This is a genomic window from Nitrososphaerales archaeon, from assembly GCA_025058425.1.
GTDB lineage: Archaea > Thermoproteota > Nitrososphaeria > Nitrososphaerales > JANXEG01 > JANXEG01.
This window is the reverse complement of the sequence record JANXEG010000027.1, coordinates 1-17,503: the sequence shown is the minus strand read 5'-3', so window position 1 is coordinate 17,503 and position 17,503 is coordinate 1. Positions and strand designations below refer to the sequence as shown.

The window sequence follows — 17,503 nt, the reverse complement described above, 5'->3', positions numbered from 1 at the left end:
AACTCCTAATCTCTTTTCGAGCCCTAATACTTCTCCTAAATCCTTCCCCACCTTATCCTTCGCTATATCGATAGCTCCCACAATCTTCAAACCCTTCTTTTCTAAAACTACTTTAGCTATTCGCTCTCCAATCGGACCTATACCATAAATTACGACTTTAATTTCTTCCATGGTTTTAAGTTAAGCGGATTAAATTTATAAATTTATTGTAAATAATCTCCAAAAAATAACTATATTCTATATTCGTATGGGTGAATTGATAAAAAGTATCGTAGAATCAATTAGCGATTAATCTAGTGTAAATATTAACAGCGTTATTGATAAAAAAGATTTTTAAAAATCGAGCGCTTTAAAATTAATGATATGGCGATAGATGTAAATGAGCTTGAAAATTTATGGAAGAAGCAACATCCAAAATCCAAAGTACTCTTCGAAGAAGCTGTAAAGATGATTCCCGGAGGTATACATCATGCCATGATGATCGAGAAGTGGCCTATAGAGCGTGGTGTGTACCCATTTTATGTAACAAGGGCTGAAGGTGTGAAGATATGGGATGTGGATGGAAATGTTTACACAGATTACTATGCACATGCTGCAACCTTCCTTGGCCATACTCACCCTGAAGTTATAAAAGCTATACAAGAGTATGCAGCTTTAGGCCCTTTCTCTCACGACTTTACAGAGATCAACCTGAAGCTGGTGAAGAAGATTACGAAGATGGTACCTTGTGCGGAGATGGTAGATTTTGTAAATTCTGGAACTGAAGCGAATATGGGTGTGTTAAGGTATGCGAGAGCCTATACGAAGCGCAAGAAGATTATAACCTTCGCTGGACACTTTCATGGATGGGGCGACCAACTCACATCAAATCGTTATGGAATCCCCGATGAAGTCTTTGCGAATACCATAGTTATACCGGAAGGTGATGTAAACCTACTCGAAAGGACCGTTAGAGAGCATAACCCTGCAGCGATACTCTTCCACTTTGCGTACGGTAGTGGGGGTGGGGGTATGGCGATGGGCGGTGAAGATCCGATCGAATTTATGAAGGCCATGAGAGAGGTAGCAAATAAATACGGTGTATTGTTGATCGCTGATGAAGTTATAACGGGATTCCGTTACGCACCGGGTGGAGCACAGCAATACTTCAATATAGAGGTAGATCTTACCACATTGGGTAAAATCGTAGGTGGAGCCATAGGAGGTTCTGGAGCTATTGTAGGTAAAAGAGAGATTATGGAATATGGTAATCCCAAAGCACGTCCAGCTGGAAGTTATGTATTAACGGGAGGGACATTTAGCGGTAACCCGTTGAATTCAGCAGCGGGTTATGCAGCTCTTGATGTTATCGATAGAGCAGAGGGAAGGTTGAATGAACATGCGAATAGGTTGGGAGAAAGGTTTAGAAAAGGGTTGAATGAAATCTTCGAAAGGTACAACTTCCCGGCTCAAGCGGTGGGTTGCTGCTCAACCAATGGTGTAGCGTTTACAGATAAGTTGCCTATAAAGAGTGCTCAGGATTACAAAGCAAAGGCTAATGCAGAGAAGCTTTACAAATGGCACATGTATTTAGCCACACATCACGGTATCTACACATATCCGGGTTCAGGTGGAATCTTCATCACCGCCGTTCATACTCAAGAGGATATCGACCATCTCATAGCGAGTACAGAAGAATTTGTAAGAAAGGAGTTAGCATAAAAATCGTATAACATCTCAGCAGATACGTATCTCCTTTTATACTCAGTCGATTTTATCGTTGAGAAATTTGATCATTAGATTATTAGATTAAAAGAATTTTGCAGAAATGCTCAGATTCTCCAATATTCTCTCTGCTACTGGTAATGGAGTATTTCTCAAACCACAATCTGGATGAATATACCTAATATTCTCTTCGCCCAAGATATTCATTATAGTTCTTAATCTATTCACTATTTTATCTACACTATCCACATCACTCTCTCTTACCGCGAGTACAGATACACATCCTACCCCTATCTTAACTCCATACTCTTCAACCTTCTCTTTTGAGATGATATGAATATTCGATTCTTCCGAAGGGCTGCTGAAGGCGAGACTTAATGTAGGTAGGTGGATTTTCAGTAAACCATTGAATAACTCTTTTGAAAGTGTGCCACATATATGCATACTCACCTTATCTATCGATTGAGAAGGAATATCATCGACCATGGAGTTGATGATATTCACAGCCTTATCGATATGCATGAACCTCGCTGAGAGTGCCGGTTCATCTATCTGTACCAGAGAGCCATTCTTAAGGAGCTCGATGATCAAAGGTTGTATCGCATCGGCCAAGTCTGAGTAGATGCGATGATCTTTGATACCATTATAATACTCAACTCCATTAATGGCAGATTGTAGACCTAGAGTAATAGGACCAGTTACAGCGGTCTTTATAGCTACATCATTTTTATTTAACTCCTTTAGATAGGATTGGGCGTACTTAAGGTCTTGAAGCTTGATGAATTCTGAAGGATTATTCATTGGTTCGATCTTCCCTCCAATGCGAAGGCCCCTATTCAACCTTACCAACCCTGGGATCTGATAAAAATACTCGATCATATCTGCACGTGGTTCACCGTCCGAAACAATATCTATACCATACTTTAGTTGTAGGTTCAAATTCATCTTTATGAGATCGTGTACGGGGAGATTTGATGTAGGGAAGCTCCCTATCACGGTCTTTATCATTCGCATAGCTGCGTTAACTTTACATCATAAGCACCATATAAGGCCATCGATATTAAGAATCATCAAATAATAATTAGGTTTTTACTCAGGATCATTCGAAAGCTTAAAAGACTTACGGGACTATAGGAGTATGATAAATATGAAGGACGCGACCGATTGTATCTTTTGTGATATCATCAAGGGCAAGGGAGATGCGGCGATTGTATATAGTGATGAATCCTTCATAGCATTTATGGACCATAGACCGATCACCAAAGGGCATACACTCGTCCTACCGAAGAAGCATTATTATACAATTCTTGATATGCCTCTTTCGGAAGTTGGTGAACTCTTCACTGTAGTAGTGAAGATCGCGAGAGCTGTCAAGGATGCGATGCGTGCAGATGGTTTTAATCTGGGCCAGAATAATGGCAGAGCCGCTTCTCAAGTAATCCCTCATGTACACGTGCATATTATACCCAGATACATCGATGGAGGTTTTGATCGTTTCTCAAGAAAGCTAGTCGCGTTAGAAGAATTAAGAAAGGATGCAGAAATCATAGCGAGGGAAATTTCGAAGAAATGATCATTATTACATTATTACATTGCTATCTATTTTTTCCTCTATGAAGACTTTATTGGGTAAGGATTTGGGATATAGTCGCTTTCTCAGCACCTTTCTCTACCATCTCTTTTATCGCCCTCTCGCTATCACCTTTATTGACATCTACACCTTTAGAAGCATCTTCCAGAAATACCACATGGAAGCCTTCCTTCAAGGCATCTAAGACTGTAGCCTTTACACAGTAATCGGTAGCGAGCCCTCCGATAAAGACGGTCCTTATCCCTTGGGCTTTGAGCATCGATGATAGATTCGTCCCTTCGAAGCCTGAATAAGCTTCACGATCAGGGTCGAATCCTTTCGATACTATTCTAACATCCTTCGGTAAGGCCAATCGTGGATGAAACTCTGCCCCTTTTGTATTCTGTACACAGTGTGGTGGCCATACTCCACCCCTACTCACGAATGAAATATGGTTTGGAGGGTGCCAATCTCTGGTCGCATAGATGCTCGCACCTACCTTCACGAACTTCTCAATGTATTTATTCAAAACAGGTATAATTTCATCCCCATTGGGCACGGGTAAAGCACCGTTAGGGCAAAAGTCGTTCTGTACATCCACAATCAAAAGCGCACAATCTTTACCGATGCGGTACTTCTTACTCAATACACTACCACTACATTGAAATTATGAATCTAATAAGATAAGTGTTATGGAGCATATCCAATCATCATTTCAAATCTTAACTAGAGACAAGTTTAAAATGGTTCTTCAAAGTATAGTATAACATGCATCTATCAGAAATACAGAAGTTGAGTAAAGATTTTGAGTTGGAACGGGGTTGGGAAAGATTCCCGAGCTCATTGGTATTTGTACACCTGATCGAAGAGCTGGGTGAAATCGGCCGATTCATCACGTATAAAGAGGGGTATAAGGCTTCTGGATTGGGCCACCATGTGAAGAAGAGAGGGTTAGGTAGAGAGTTTGCCCAAGCATTCTCACTATTCATTCAATTGGCGAATCGCTTCGAAATCGATTTGGAGAAGGAGTTTAAGAAGGAGTTAAGATTGATGGAAAAGAGGTTCAAGGCTGAAGATTGGAGGGAGTATATGAGTAATTATACTCAAAAGAGTTGAATCTTAAGATTTAAGATTTAGGATGAGTCATAGTGTTATAGAATTGTGGCCCGTGTTGTGAAGCCTTGTTTATAAACTCAACCTTAACACACTCATCATTTGTGCACATACAAATCTTGATGTAAAACTCCACACTTTAATGATCTTACCATCTATCCTGTGCCATTCCTTTTGTACGTATCATGTTAAACCGAATGAATGTTACTTCTAAATTTCAGAGTTGATAAAAGAATCGAGAAGCCTCTTATCGATCTATCGATGAGGTTAACCGAGGGGGGCACCGTGGCCGAGTACGTCCTTCCACAGAGCATCCCATATATCCTCTTCCAGAATGGCTTCACGTCTAATGATCGCCTCTAATAGGCGCTTCATAACGATGTGATGTTTAACCTCATCGTTATATATCTCCATCATCAGATGCTTCACTCTACTATCCTCTTCAACATCTAAGAGTTTCTTAACTTCTTCCATCATCCTCATCTCTACTACGATATGTTTTTCTATGATCGATCTGATCCGATTGTACTCTTGATCACTGATGAGCTGATCTTTATCCTCTAAGATGCTCAAGATAGCATTATAAAGGTCGGCATGCTTTCGAGAGTCGTGCGCTATACCTTTTAAAATCTCTTTAACCACTATATTCTTTAAGTCTTCGACACTCGATGAGAGGTTTGAAGCGTAACGCTCTTCCATCGTCGCCATATGCCTAACCTTATCGAACTTTTCATTCATCATCGACACCTCTAAGAGTTAGTAAACTCGTAGTAAATAAGGCTTTATGATGCATCACTATTCATACCATTTAATGATGAGGCTGATCTCACTCAATACCTTCGGTTAAATTGAGTTGTAAGATCGAACTCCATTAAAAATATTTATCTTTATTTGATGCTCCATAAGGGTTAAGGGAGAAGGCATGGAGGATTTATTGAAGTTAGCGATCGAATATGCAACTCATTTAGGTGCAAATTATGCTGAAGCTAGGTTTCAATCAGACGTTTACGAAACGACCGTTCTGAAGAATGGTGTGCACGAAGTTTCCACAATAGATCGATTCATGGGTATTGGTGTTAGAGTATTGTACAAAAATTCCTTGGGCTTTGCAGCGACGAATCTCATTTCTAGAGATGAGATCAAAGAATTGGTTGAAAGGGCAGTAAAGATCGCTAGAGCTGCTTCGGATTTGATAAAGAATGGTATCTCGATGGGCAAGGGTGAGCTTGCCCATGATGTCAAGGTCGAGATCAAACCGAGGATAAGGTTTGATTGTGTAGATCGTGATTCGAGAATTCAACTACTAAAAGAGGTCGATGAATCTGCTAAGGATGGTGCCGAACGGGCCAGTGTTAAACTACCCGCACGTATATTCACCCTCGATACCTTAATTACAGAGAAGCTTTTGGTAACGAGTGATGGTGTGCATCTTTACAGTAAAATACCGAGAGTGGCTTTCAACTTCTTCATCACAGCCTACGATCCTCAACGAGGTACTGCTCAAAGGTATAGTAACCTAGGTGAATCTTCCGGATGGGAAGCGGTCGAGCGGTTGAATCTACCGGAGCTACTGAATAGAGAGGCTTCATCCCTATCCAGAATCCTTAAAGAAGCCAAAAGACCCCCTACAGATGAACTGGATGTAATTCTAGGACCTGAAGTCGTCGGTATCGTATGCCATGAATCCTGCGGCCATCCTTCCGAAGCAGATCGAATTTTAGGTAGAGAAGCGGCCCAGGCTGGAGAGACCTACCTTGATGTAGATTCGATAGGTAAAAGGGTGGGTTCAGAGGTTGTGAACGTGGTGGATGATCCTACATTACAAAGATCTTTCGGCTTCTATCTCTACGATGATGAAGGTGTGAAGGCAAGAAAGCGGGTATTGATAAAGAATGGCGTAATAAATGAATTTCTCCATAATCGTGAAACCGCTTCAGTATTCAATATAGAGAGTAATGGGTCATCGAGATCTGTAGCGTATAACCGTGAACCTATTATCAGGATGGCGAATACTTATCTTGAACCTGGAGACCATTCGTTCGATGAGTTGATAGATGATGTGAAGCACGGTATTTATATCAAGAACTTCATGGAGTGGAATATCGATGATAGACGTTTTCATCAACGTTACGTGGGATTGGAAGCTTATCGAATCGAGAATGGTGAGTTAAAAGAGTTGGTTAGAAACCCTATCATCGAGCTGACCACGATAGGTTTATGGTCCGCCATCGATGCCGTAGGCAAGGATTTGGAGTTTCAGGCTGCGTACTGTGGTAAAGGCGATCCGATGCAGGGAATACCCGTATGGACTGGGGGTCCTCACGTGAGGTTGAGGAGGGTTAGGTTGGGAGGTGCTCAAGTATGAAGAAGGAGGAGCTACCGACTTACGCAGTGAATCTAGGTATAAATTCGGGCGCTTCTGATGTGGTAGCGAGTTTAGTGAGCTGGGATGGTGTTATGATCCGTTTCTCCAACAATGAAGTCACCGTCTCAAAATTCTTCCATGAAGCGGTAATGAAGATCTTTATAATGGTGGAGAAGCATAGGGCTGCATCGACGATCAATGTATTATCGAAGGAAGCAGTAGAAGATACTGTAGAGAATTTGATAAAGATAGCGAAGATCACACCCCCAGCCGATATATATGCACCTTTGCCAAAGGGTCCTTTCATCTACGATCCATCCCTCTTAAAGCCTTCTAACGTATTACAGGAGCCGAGTAAACTGACCGAGTATGTAAAGGAGGGTATCGATGGTGCGTTGGAAGCTGGTGCCCAACGTGTCGCCGGCTCACTTGTAGCAGCGAATACTCAAGTCATACTAGAAACATCGGGCAACGTACATGCGGAGCAGAAGAGTTCGAGTTTAGAGATCTCCATAAGGGCCTTTACATCGAAGTTTTCATCGGGCCATGGCGTATCTATCTCTCAAGATGAGAAAGGATTCCAACCATTCGAGGCTGGGAAGCATGCCGGAGAGATCGCGAAGTTGGCCCAAAATCCGAAGCAGATCGAACCGGGTAAGTATAAAGCGTTGTTGGGCCCTTTGATCTTCGCCAACTTCGTGAACCAGATAGGCATTCAATCCTCCGCATTCCTAATCGATGCTGGCCAATCGTTCCTCACCGGTAAGATCGGGCAGAAGGTCGCTACGGAGCTCTTCACACTACGTGATGATCCCACAATCCCAAATACATATGGTACAAAGGCATTCGATGATGAAGGTGTACCTACGAGAAATAACGTGATTGTGGAGAGAGGTACATTAAAGACTTACCTACACAACACTACGACATCGAAAAAGTTCAATACGCAGACTACGAGTAACGCTGGTCTGATAGTGCCACAACCATGGAATCTGGTCGTAGAGCAGGGTAATAAAAGGTTTGAGGATCTGCTATCCGAGATCGATCATGGTATCTACGTGACGAATGGTTGGTACCTAAGGTTTCAGGATTATCAAAGGGGGGATTTTTCGATAGTGCCCCGAGATGGTATATTCTTGATCAAAGATCGGAGTATAGCCCATCCGGTGAAGGATCTCAGAATCAGTGATAATATGTTAAGAATCTTTCAGAATATAGAAGGTATAAGTTCGGAGAGGTTATGGGTCAAGTGGTGGGAGGTAGAGGTACCCACACTTACACCATACGTAATCGTCAACGATTTAAATTTCACACGATCCCTATTTTAGTTCAACCCGATCTGAGCATCCTCTCAGCCACAAATATACCCACTATAGAGGATACTAAAGCGAATACTATTAAGAAGTTAAAATTGGAGATTACCATCGACATATTGAACTCATCACCATGTAGAATGAAGATGCGTATATTATCCGATGAGTAGGATACTGGATTGTACCTTGCTATCATTTGAAGCCAATCGGGCATCTGCTTTATGGGGAATAGGGCACTACTTGCAAACATCAACGGTAGGTTAAGAAGGTTCACCACGGCTGCATGTGCTTCCCAGCTCCTAATTCTGACCGTTATCGCTATAAATAGTGAGGATAGGCCAATACTTAAGAGGATCAATGTAACGATTATGCCTAAGAGATCGATCAGATCGAATCTACTGCTCAATTTGAGTCCGAAGGCGAGGGCGATGCTGAATACCAATAGCGCTTGAATCACCCCTCTTAATACACTGAAACATACCTTCGCCATTACGATCGAGCTCCTTGAGATGGGCGCCACGAGTAGTTTGTTAAGAAAGCCTAAACGCCTATCCCAGACTATCGACATACCGCTGAACATCGATGTGAAGAGTACAACGACAGATAGCATACCTGCCGCTAGGTAGGTGAAGTAATCGGTAGTCCCTCCAAAGGTATTCTGTAAGGCGCGGTTGAACAATTCGGCGATGATACGTGTTTTATCGGGAGGGAGCTCTTGAATGATTTCGGGAGGTATCGAAACCAAACCTGTTAGATTAAAGGCCTTACCGAAGAAGCCGAGCCAGAGCGTGGGTTGGATGAGCATGATGAATATAAGAAGGGGTTCTCTGATCCATTTCTTTACTTCTCTCATCGTCAAAGCCAACACTTCATCGATCATGTACGAACCCTCCTAAGTGTCATCCTGAGCCTCCAAACATCTTCACTTGAACCTTCTACCTCTCTTAACGATCTCCCGGTATATTCAAGGTAGACCTGATCGAGTGTAGGTTTTACCAACGATACCCGATCTATCCTTAAACCTCGCCCGGCCAGATCCTTGATGACGATAGGTAAGGTTTCTTCACCCTTAACGACCTTGATCCGATAGTGGTTACGATCTCTTTTCACCTCTTTGACATGAGGTATATTTGAAATGATCGAGGTTATACTCTCCTTAACTTTATCCTCCACTTCATCTACCAGATCTAACTCTATAATATCTCCACCGAGGCCATCCTTAAGTTTGCTAGGCGAGTCTATCACCTTTATTCGCCCGTAATCGACGATCGCGACTCTATCGCAAAGCATATCTGCCTCATCCATGTAGTGAGTGGTTAAGAAGATCGTCATATTATGGTCCTTCCTCAGCTGCTTGATGTAATCCCAGATCACAGCCCTCGTCTGTACATCGAGGCCCAACGTAGGCTCATCGAGGAATAGTACCTTCGGATGGTGGATCAAACCTTCTGCAAGTTCGAGGCGCTTACGCATACCGCCCGAATAGGTCTCCACCTTCTTATCCGCAAATTCTAATAGGCCCACTAGGCTTAACACTTCATCAACCCTCTTCTTTATAACCTCTCTATCCAGATGGTATAGACGTGCATGTAATATCATATTCTCTCTACCCGTAAGATCTTCATCGACGGTCAATTCTTGTGGTACGAGCCCTATGACCCTCCTTACCATACTCTCGTCCTTCACGATATCGTAATCGAGGATCTTGGCAGTCCCCTCCGTAGGTTTAAGGAGTGTAGTGAGCATATTGATTATCGTGGTCTTACCGGCCCCATTCGGCCCTAGCAATCCGAAGATTTCACCCTCCTCCACGGAGAAGTTCACATGATCCACGGCTACCAACTTACCGAAGCGTTTAGTCAAGTTATACGTCTGGATGATCGGTGCCAACCATCTCACCTTTCTTCGCCCTTAAAGCACACCCCTCCATCAAAGATTCTAGCGTGATGGTAAAGCCTTGATGAAAGCCTTCCTTTATACCCTCTTAACAATTTTATCTGAGTCTATTGCTTTACCAATCCTAAAAATACTTTTATACGTGGTCGATCAAGAGGATTCTGGATAAGAATGTGTGAATCTAACGTATATCTGGTCGGGAAGGATAAGGAGCCCTTCATGAGAGATGTGGTATTCATCGATGTGGAAGGCAACCAGATTAGGTTAAGGGATATTATGGGGCTGGAGAGGGTCGTGCAAGGTAGGATAATAAAGATCGACTTTGTGAACCACAGTCTATTCATCAAGGAGTATTAAAGTGGTTACGATGATGATTAACCCTAAGATATAAGATATTTCTCAAGTCGATAAACTTTAAAACTTCAAAAAAGAATCTTTTCAAAGGTGCCGGGGACGGGTTTCGAACCCGCGACCTCTATCCGATCATGCTCACGAGTTCTGCATGATCTCCAGATTATGAGTCACACCCTGTGAAGGCTGGCGCTCCACCAGCTGAGCTACCCCGGCATCTAGATTAATTAAGGGAGCTAGGTTTAAAAGGTTATTGAATTCGGACACCTCTTGATTCTACAACATGCTCAAAGGTCTTTAGGTTTGATGTAATCTCTTCCATTGGCTTCGAGTGAACCGATCAGGACCCGATGGTACTCTTCACCAACCTTTCTATCCAATACCCTCTCTAACCTACCGTACGCTACGAACTTCTCCCCTATACTCAATATATCACCATAGAGCGATTCATAGCTGGTAACCTCTCTTATATCATCGACCCTTTTGCCCTCCTTTACAGATACATTCTCTACGTGGTACGTATATGGAAGAAAGATCGCCTCCCTATTATCACAGACCTCTCCTTCAACTCGAACCATACCTTCACCTATGAAGGATCTATCCCCATACTCCTCAAAGATCTCATCATCAGACTTTACTGGGTGAATCGAAAAGGCATAATCCTCGAAGGTCCCATAATTCCACTTTCGATCGTATAACCTCCTCGCCTCATCGATTGTAAATGGATGTGATGAAGACTTATCTCTACACCACGCCTCCAACCGATCTTTTGAGAGCCTTTTTATATATCGATCTTCATTGTAGAGTGATTTGACGAACTCCTTCAACCTTAACGCGTTCTTGTAGCCATAGATTATGATATCGATATCGGATAGTATGGGATGGTGGATATCGATGAGTACAGATCCGGTCAGACCGAACTTCGTTATTGGGATTTTAGTACCCTCTGATAAGATCGTAATCAGCTTTATACATGCATCTTGCAATCGATCCCTCCTCTCCTCTTTCACCAGTCGTTGAACCTTTTCATCCGGATGGTAATACTGTTGAATGAAGCTGTATGGGACTGCAGAAATTGTAGTATCGAATACCTTCGATTCATAGAAGTAATGTGGATATTCTGCTCTTAAAAAGTCAAGGTTTCTGATCAGATTCGGCATGTTATATGAGGGCATCATACGATCATACTTGCCAGCCCATCTACCCCCTTCCTTCGGAACATACCTTATATATGATATGATTCGATCCTTCGGATGAGTGTAACCTATTACACAGAAGAAGAACCCTTCTTTCGTCTTTATGAAATCTCTATCCTTCGGCTTCATAAACCTTCATCCACCAGCAGATTTTATAGTGATCATGTAATCTGATGGACGATTACCTAGGACGATCTGATAGTAATCTTTATGCTTTTCGATTACTCTCTCAATCTCGCCCTGTGCTATGACCGTCTCATCGACGATCGCATGTTCACAGAACCTCCCTCTAAATGATACGATCTTATCGATATTCGATACCTTATCTCCTTCAAGGAATTCGACGTTCGATAAAGTATATTCACAGGGCGTGAATAGAGAGTCCGAATCATCGATAACTCTCGCTTTAATCTTACCGTACCCGATGGGTTTATAGATTACAGATCCATACTCTTCCTCAACATCTTCCCAATCTTTTACATATCGAATGAAGTAATCGCTACCTTCAAATGTTCCCTGGATCGTCTTCCTCCTTTCATGCCATAGGAATCTATCGAATGGCATCTGTGTATCGAGTGAACGAAATCGATACAAACGATATAGACTCTCTTCATTGTAGCGCTTAACCTTCGATGAAGATCTGAAGAGATCTATTAAAGTATTTCTAACAGCTCTACAGTACTTGCTCCCATACACGATCACATCGATATCGGAAGATGGTAAATGTAACCCTAATAGGATCGAGCCCGAAATCCCAAACCGATCCAATGGGGCATTCGAGCCATTACTCAAAATCTCTATAAATCTAATAGCCCTCTCTTCGATAAGGTTTAGGCCATCAGCATTCAATAGTTGAATGAGCCCATCCTGTGGTCGGTAGTGGTAGAGTACCTTTGAATCCTCGATTTCACATAACTCTCGATTGAAGACCGGATCGAACCTTAAGAGTTGAGGATACCTTTCCTTAAGAATTCTATACCTTTCATCGAGCATATAGACCTTTCTAAACTTTATCGATCCACGCACCCTCTCACCATTCTGGTCTGGTATGTATCGGATGAGGCTGATGAGTCGATTCGGTGGATGAATCAAACCCTTCACTTCGAATATGCTGTGATCCTCCAACTCTACAAAGTCTCCCTCTCTCCCTCTCATCATTTCCCTTTTCATCTACGAATCTACAATGAAAGGTTAAATAAATCATTTAACTAATTTAACCAATTAACCATCTATTGTATCGACATGGTGCTAGAATCGCAGAAAAAAATTTTATTTTTCTGAAAATCCGACACTGATCCTATCCTCATCCTTTTGATCTATCTCTTTAAAGCCCTTTGCCAAGGATCTCTCTCAAATCTTTACAAAACCTTTTTACATCCATCATCTTTACGTGTGGCATGATGATCAATCGAATATGAGTTGGTAAATAAGATACTACCCAGCCTCTTTTAGCAAGTCCATTCACTATCAGATGTAAATCGATATTTTCAGAACGTATACCTACGATATTCATACTCGGTTGTACTACTAGGGTTAAACCTTTGATCGTGCTGATCTCTCTCACCAGAGCTTCGGTTACCTTCATACACCTCTTTACGATTCTCAAGTACCCTTCAAAACCAAGGTGCTTTAATAAAGCCCATACTGCCAACGCTGCACCGCCAGATCGGGTCAGAGTTATCGTAGTATATTCGGATTCACCATAAGTTCCATAGGGAATCTTCTCTCTTACTAGATCCAAGTATGAACTGTTACGAAAGATGATACCACCTGCGGGTATCGGGCAGAGGCCCATCTTATGGGGGTCTATAGTTATCGAATCCACACCCTTTAATTTAAAGTCAAAATCGTTCACTCTATATCCTAATTCTTTGAGGAATGGTATGACAAAACCTCCAAATGCCGCATCTACATGTAGATATAGATTATGGGTAGATGCGAGCTCCGAGAGTTCATCGATAGGGTCTATAACACCCAGATCGGTAGAGCCAGCAACACCTACGATAGCTAACGTCTTATCATCTATCGATCTCTTCACCTCATTCACATCCACTTGAAAGTTTTCATTCAGGCCTACTTCTATGAGCTCAAGGTTCAATATATCGGCTGCACGACGAAATGATATATGAGCAGATCTAGGTACGATCACCCTATTCCTACCTTTCTTCATCTTCTTTGCAACCCATAGTGCAAATAGGTTCGCTTCACTCCCTCCTGAAACTATATGGCCCGATGCATGAGGGTTTGAAAGTAGACTCCCAATCATCCTTATAGCTTCTTTTTCGATTTCAGCGACATGAGGGAAGAGATTTACATCACCCAAATTCTTCTCTATAAATCGAGTAAAAACATCTACAGCGAATCTGTGGGGCTTTGTGCACATCGATGATAGAATCCTTCCAGATTCGTACGTGGGTTCGCCCTTCAATTTCTCCTCTAACTCACGTAGCACGACATTCCTTGACAAACCTTTACCCTGCATGACCGATCTCATATCTTAACAATAAAAGGGCAAGATATTATACTCTATCATCAATACATGATTTCCATTCATTTACTCTCTTGAGTAAATTGGACATGATCGTTGAGTATATGGAGTTTGGTGCGATACGGCAAACTGTTGTGTTGTAATATTCTATCAACCTGATCAACTCGTCCGCTTCTGAAAGCCTCTTTTGTGATAGAAAGGCCCGAACACGTGTAGCATGTATGATACTTTCGATCGTTATAAAATTCGCTCTACAGTAGACTTGAGGGATGTAAGAATCCTTCACATCGATCGACTCCACCTTCAATAAAATCTCAGCCCTATTCTCACCATGATGTTGAATATTTACTACAGAGGTCTCGAGGTGGGCATCGGCATACTTCAGATAGGGTGCATTTACCGATTTTGCATTCTCGAACCACTCCGATGGGATCCTTTCACTCGAGCCCTTGAATGCAGTCCTATAGTAGAGTTCGGCCTTCGATGTTATATTCACCACAGCACAACCCCTCTCCACCATATTTCTATATGTCTGAGTGTTGGTGAATGGTCTGGTTAATAATTGCCCTTTCTCATTCATAATTATGCCCATAGGAGCGGCATTCGGTTCACCATTCGGATTATAAGTTGAAATTATAGACTCTACGATTACATGCTCCAGAAAACCCAATCGGTGCAGCCTCTGTACCAGATCCAATTCAAGATCTTATAGAGATATCAATTAAATATTAAAATTTAAAATAGGTGCTTTTGTAGATTCTTAGATGATCGGGCAGAATGAGCGAAAAATTTTATGATGTGATTATAATCGGAGGTGCGGCGGCAGGGCTGACGGCAGCGATCTATACTTCACGCCAGGGTTTAAAGACCCTCGTAGTAACGAAGGATATCGGTGGGCAAGCGTTACTTGCACCACATATAGAAAATTATCCAGGATTTAAGAGTATTAGCGGTTTTGAATTGATGCAGATCTTTTATCAACAGGCCGAAAGCTTCGGTAGTGAATTTGTGTATGAGGAAGTGAAAGAAGTGGGTAAAATCGATGGTAATTTCTATGTAAAGACCTTTCATGGTAACGTATATACTTCAAAAGCGCTCATCCTTGCATTCGGTAAAACACCACTTGAAATGGGAGTTCCTGGTGAGGATAAATTCGTTGGTAAGGGTGTTTCATACTGCGCCACTTGCGATGGTCCTCTCTTCAAAGACAAGGTTGTAGCGGTGGTCGGTTTTGGAGAGCCTGCGATCGATGCAGCATTGCTACTATCTCGCATAGCGAGTAAGGTGTATTTGATCACCAAGGGTAGTAGGCTGGTCGGTGATGAAGAGCTCATCAAGAGATGTATGAATGAGGAGAAGGTCACACTTATGCTGAATACTGAAGTTATGGAGATTAAGGGTGAGAAAAGGGTCGAGTCTCTGACCTTAAAGAATACAAAAACTTCAACGATCGATGAGTTGAAGGTCGACGGTGTCTTCGTAGAGTTAGGATATACCGCGAAGACCGATTTTATCAGAGGTTTTGTGGAAGTGAATGAATCGGGCGAGATCATCGTAGATAAGAATCAAGCGACGAGCTGTCCAGGTGTCTTTGCTGCGGGTGATGTAACTGATGCACCATTTAAGCAGTTGATAATATCGGCAGGCGATGGTGCGAAGGCCGGTCTGGCCGCGTACAATTATATTCAAAGGTTAAGGGGGAAGCCTACCAAAAGGGCCGACTGGAGAAAGTTTTAAGGGAATGATGAGTTAATGAGTTTAATGAGTTTTAATCAAATGACTTAAATCTTATCTTTGCGCCTCTCCTTCCTCTTCTTATAGAGATAGTAGGTTGGTAAACCTACTATAGAGATTGGGATCAGGGCGAAGAGGATCACGATCAGACCTTGGATCACTGTAAATAGTATCTGAAGGCCGATCCTTACCGGTACATCCCATCTAAATTCAGGGAGCCATGCGGGAGGTGTAGTTGGAGGTGGTTTCGGTTCCCTCAACGAGATTGTAATCGTGGAGTATTCGACTCTGCGCTCTAGGTATCTGAGTTGGCTCATGTAGAGCTCTATCTGTTCACGCACCCTAGCGAGCTCCTGCTCGATCCTTAACATTTCATCCACCTTCTGGGCCCTGTCGAGTAGTTGGAGGAGGCGTTGCTCCTGGCGTTGTGCATTTTTCAACCTTGCCTCAAGATCTATGTACTTTTCCGTTACATCTTGGCTGCTTACCTTACTATCCTTCAATTCGCCCAATCGGCCGATGTATTGTAGAGTAGTATAGAACTCTACCTGTGGTACACGCACCGTCACGGTTGCAGACTTCGCCTCACCATACTTCGAGAATGACATCTGTGAAACGAATCCACCCATCTCTCGTACGATTCTATGTATCTCTTCGATTGTAGACTCAATATCCTTCACCTCTATAACCAACCAACCCTCATAGATGATCTTTCTTCCTATCATCTCCAACCCTGTTGAAGGGGAAGTTCCAGCGGGTTCGGTTGTGATCATAGGTTTGGGCGCAGGTGCAGATGTAGGTCTAGATACTTGGGCTAAAGGAGCCCTCGGTTCATCCTTTTCCTCTACAAATTCAACCTCTTGATACATCATCGCTCCTACAATATAGCCCGATAATGCTATCATGAGAATAAAGATTATGACCAAATACCTCTTTTTCAAATGGAGACTTTTGATCATCACACCTTCATACAAAAGGACATCTAATAAATCTATGGCGTAGAACGGGCCGTTCTAACGTATAGGACGATTTGCATATTTTGTATAAATAGCTTGGAATTAGCATCATTTACAAATACAAAATTTACAATTTACCGATCTACCAAGACCTCTTCATCGATGCATCTTAAAGGTGTACTTCAAAGAAAAGAATAGAATAGTGATATTTATGAAGATGGTACGGAGAAAGTATGATACAAGTTGAGAATGTCGAAGGCTTGATGCTTAACAGACCTGTTTTCTCATCACTCCGAGCCTATTCCCAAACACCGTAGCCTTAGATTTGACGATTCTAGAGAAGATAGGCAATGCTTCCGTTACATCGTCTGAAATTAATAGCCCCCCACTCCTTAGATGTTTCCACGCGATCGAGTATTCAAGTAATTGATGAACTTCGGTATGGACGCTATCATGAAAGAATATATCGATCTCACCTAATGAATCAAGTAATTTGGGGAGGATTACAAGACTATCTCCTACAAATAACCTCCATTTCTCTCTTAAGTGAGAAGGGACCATCTGTCCGACATCCTTCTTTACATCGATTGAATATAACCTTCCTTTAATGTCTAATGATAATAAAAAAGTATAAGTTGAGCAACCCATCCCTACACCTGTCTCAACTATCGTCTTTGCATTTATCGATTTAGCCAAAGCGTAAATCAAAGGGTAATGGTGCGGGTTTTTCGGATACTTTACATGCATGTTGAATTCATCCATATAATTTTTAACATTCTTTACATCGAGTCCAAAATTACTTAGCACACGAAGATCT

General features: G+C 42.2%; 18 protein-coding genes. 7 read left to right on the top strand and 11 right to left on the bottom strand.

The features are described 5' to 3' along the window. The first annotated feature begins 363 nt into the window (after positions 1-363). Positions 364-1,701, top strand: coding sequence for an aminotransferase class III-fold pyridoxal phosphate-dependent enzyme (locus NZ896_04045; GenBank protein MCS7116624.1), 1,338 nt, complete (start codon positions 364-366; stop codon positions 1,699-1,701). An 87-nt stretch (positions 1,702-1,788) separates the two neighbouring features. Here NZ896_04045 and NZ896_04040 read toward each other — a convergent pair whose 3' ends face one another. Then, positions 1,789-2,712 carry a hypothetical protein gene (locus NZ896_04040; protein MCS7116623.1) on the bottom strand — a complete coding sequence of 308 codons (924 nt, stop codon included), beginning with the start codon at positions 2,710-2,712 and terminating at the stop codon, positions 1,789-1,791. A gap of 139 nt (positions 2,713-2,851) precedes the next feature. Here NZ896_04040 and NZ896_04035 point away from each other — a divergent pair, with 139 nt between their 5' ends. Then, complete coding sequence (locus NZ896_04035) at positions 2,852-3,277, top strand: HIT family protein (GenBank protein ID MCS7116622.1); 426 nt, start codon at positions 2,852-2,854, stop codon at positions 3,275-3,277. A gap of 49 nt (positions 3,278-3,326) precedes the next feature. On the opposite strand, the gene NZ896_04030 is transcribed toward NZ896_04035, so the two are convergent. Continuing rightward, complete coding sequence (locus tag NZ896_04030) at positions 3,327-3,920, bottom strand: nicotinamidase (protein MCS7116621.1); 594 nt, start codon at positions 3,918-3,920, stop codon at positions 3,327-3,329. A 122-nt stretch (positions 3,921-4,042) separates the two neighbouring features. On the opposite strand from NZ896_04030, the gene NZ896_04025 reads away from it, so the two are divergent. Then, positions 4,043-4,390 (top strand): MazG-like family protein, encoded by a 348-nt coding sequence (locus NZ896_04025; protein MCS7116620.1) that lies wholly within the window; start codon positions 4,043-4,045, stop codon positions 4,388-4,390. Between the two features lie 264 nt (positions 4,391-4,654). On the opposite strand, the gene NZ896_04020 is transcribed toward NZ896_04025, so the two are convergent. Continuing rightward, positions 4,655-5,125, bottom strand: a complete 471-nt coding sequence (locus NZ896_04020) for a hypothetical protein (protein MCS7116619.1) — start codon at positions 5,123-5,125, stop codon at positions 4,655-4,657. A gap of 184 nt (positions 5,126-5,309) precedes the next feature. Here NZ896_04020 and NZ896_04015 point away from each other — a divergent pair, with 184 nt between their 5' ends. Together NZ896_04015 and NZ896_04010 are read left to right on the top strand one after the other, a co-directional pair. After that, complete coding sequence (locus tag NZ896_04015) at positions 5,310-6,752, top strand: TldD/PmbA family protein (protein ID MCS7116618.1); 1,443 nt, start codon at positions 5,310-5,312, stop codon at positions 6,750-6,752. After that, positions 6,749-8,080: a TldD/PmbA family protein gene (locus NZ896_04010; protein MCS7116617.1), complete on the top strand. Its 1,332-nt coding sequence runs from the start codon at positions 6,749-6,751 to the stop codon at positions 8,078-8,080. Before NZ896_04015 ends, NZ896_04010 begins: the two co-directional genes overlap by 4 nt. Before the next feature lies 1 nt (position 8,081). Here the strand turns inward: NZ896_04010 and NZ896_04005 are convergent, their stop codons facing one another. Both NZ896_04005 and NZ896_04000 read right to left on the bottom strand, forming a co-directional pair. Continuing rightward, on the bottom strand, positions 8,082-8,945 hold the full coding sequence (locus tag NZ896_04005; GenBank protein ID MCS7116616.1) for an ABC transporter permease: 864 nt from the start codon (positions 8,943-8,945) through the stop codon (positions 8,082-8,084). Further along, positions 8,942-9,955: an ATP-binding cassette domain-containing protein gene (locus NZ896_04000; GenBank protein ID MCS7116615.1), complete on the bottom strand. Its 1,014-nt coding sequence runs from the start codon at positions 9,953-9,955 to the stop codon at positions 8,942-8,944. Before NZ896_04000 ends, NZ896_04005 begins: the two co-directional genes overlap by 4 nt. Positions 9,956-10,132: 177 nt before the next feature. On the opposite strand from NZ896_04000, the gene NZ896_03995 reads away from it, so the two are divergent. Continuing rightward, positions 10,133-10,318 (top strand): CooT family nickel-binding protein, encoded by a 186-nt coding sequence (locus NZ896_03995; GenBank protein ID MCS7116614.1) that lies wholly within the window; start codon positions 10,133-10,135, stop codon positions 10,316-10,318. A gap of 281 nt (positions 10,319-10,599) precedes the next feature. Here the strand turns inward: NZ896_03995 and NZ896_03990 are convergent, their stop codons facing one another. The 4 genes from NZ896_03990 to NZ896_03975 form a co-directional block, all read right to left on the bottom strand. Further along, positions 10,600-11,637 carry a hypothetical protein gene (locus NZ896_03990; protein MCS7116613.1) on the bottom strand — a complete coding sequence of 346 codons (1,038 nt, stop codon included), beginning with the start codon at positions 11,635-11,637 and terminating at the stop codon, positions 10,600-10,602. Positions 11,638-11,643: 6 nt separating this feature from the next. Then, positions 11,644-12,678, bottom strand: coding sequence for a hypothetical protein (locus NZ896_03985; protein ID MCS7116612.1), 1,035 nt, complete (start codon positions 12,676-12,678; stop codon positions 11,644-11,646). Between the two features lie 154 nt (positions 12,679-12,832). Beyond that, positions 12,833-13,975, bottom strand: a complete 1,143-nt coding sequence (mfnA, locus tag NZ896_03980) for a tyrosine decarboxylase MfnA (protein MCS7116611.1) — start codon at positions 13,973-13,975, stop codon at positions 12,833-12,835. A 52-nt stretch (positions 13,976-14,027) separates the two neighbouring features. Then, entirely contained in the window at positions 14,028-14,693 is a 666-nt protein-coding gene (locus tag NZ896_03975) for a DUF447 family protein (GenBank protein ID MCS7116610.1), read from the bottom strand. An 80-nt stretch (positions 14,694-14,773) separates the two neighbouring features. Between NZ896_03975 and NZ896_03970 the strand changes: the two genes are divergently transcribed. Next, positions 14,774-15,733, top strand: coding sequence for an FAD-dependent oxidoreductase (locus NZ896_03970; protein MCS7116609.1), 960 nt, complete (start codon positions 14,774-14,776; stop codon positions 15,731-15,733). A gap of 44 nt (positions 15,734-15,777) precedes the next feature. Here NZ896_03970 and NZ896_03965 read toward each other — a convergent pair whose 3' ends face one another. Then, positions 15,778-16,689: a DUF4349 domain-containing protein gene (locus tag NZ896_03965; protein MCS7116608.1), complete on the bottom strand. Its 912-nt coding sequence runs from the start codon at positions 16,687-16,689 to the stop codon at positions 15,778-15,780. Positions 16,690-16,953: 264 nt separating this feature from the next. Then, on the bottom strand, positions 16,954-17,503 hold a 550-nt coding region (locus NZ896_03960; GenBank protein ID MCS7116607.1), incomplete at its 5' end, for a class I SAM-dependent methyltransferase.

Bases quoted from the DNA above. Each gene is read 5' to 3' on its own strand.
- NZ896_04045 (MCS7116624.1), top strand. From the start codon at position 364: ATGGCGATAGATGTAAATGAGCTTGAAAATTTATGGAAGAAGCAACAT.
- NZ896_04040 (MCS7116623.1), bottom strand. From the start codon at position 2,712: ATGATAAAGACCGTGATAGGGAGCTTCCCTACATCAAATCTCCCCGTA.
- NZ896_04035 (MCS7116622.1), top strand. From the start codon at position 2,852: ATGAAGGACGCGACCGATTGTATCTTTTGTGATATCATCAAGGGCAAG.
- NZ896_04025 (MCS7116620.1), top strand. From the start codon at position 4,043: ATGCATCTATCAGAAATACAGAAGTTGAGTAAAGATTTTGAGTTGGAA.
- NZ896_04020 (MCS7116619.1), bottom strand. From the start codon at position 5,125: ATGAATGAAAAGTTCGATAAGGTTAGGCATATGGCGACGATGGAAGAG.
- NZ896_04015 (MCS7116618.1), top strand. From the start codon at position 5,310: ATGGAGGATTTATTGAAGTTAGCGATCGAATATGCAACTCATTTAGGT.
- NZ896_04010 (MCS7116617.1), top strand. From the start codon at position 6,749: ATGAAGAAGGAGGAGCTACCGACTTACGCAGTGAATCTAGGTATAAAT.
- NZ896_04005 (MCS7116616.1), bottom strand. From the start codon at position 8,945: ATGATCGATGAAGTGTTGGCTTTGACGATGAGAGAAGTAAAGAAATGG.
- NZ896_03995 (MCS7116614.1), top strand. From the start codon at position 10,133: ATGTGTGAATCTAACGTATATCTGGTCGGGAAGGATAAGGAGCCCTTC.
- NZ896_03990 (MCS7116613.1), bottom strand. From the start codon at position 11,637: ATGAAGCCGAAGGATAGAGATTTCATAAAGACGAAAGAAGGGTTCTTC.
- NZ896_03985 (MCS7116612.1), bottom strand. From the start codon at position 12,678: ATGAAAAGGGAAATGATGAGAGGGAGAGAGGGAGACTTTGTAGAGTTG.
- NZ896_03970 (MCS7116609.1), top strand. From the start codon at position 14,774: ATGAGCGAAAAATTTTATGATGTGATTATAATCGGAGGTGCGGCGGCA.
- NZ896_03965 (MCS7116608.1), bottom strand. From the start codon at position 16,689: ATGATCAAAAGTCTCCATTTGAAAAAGAGGTATTTGGTCATAATCTTT.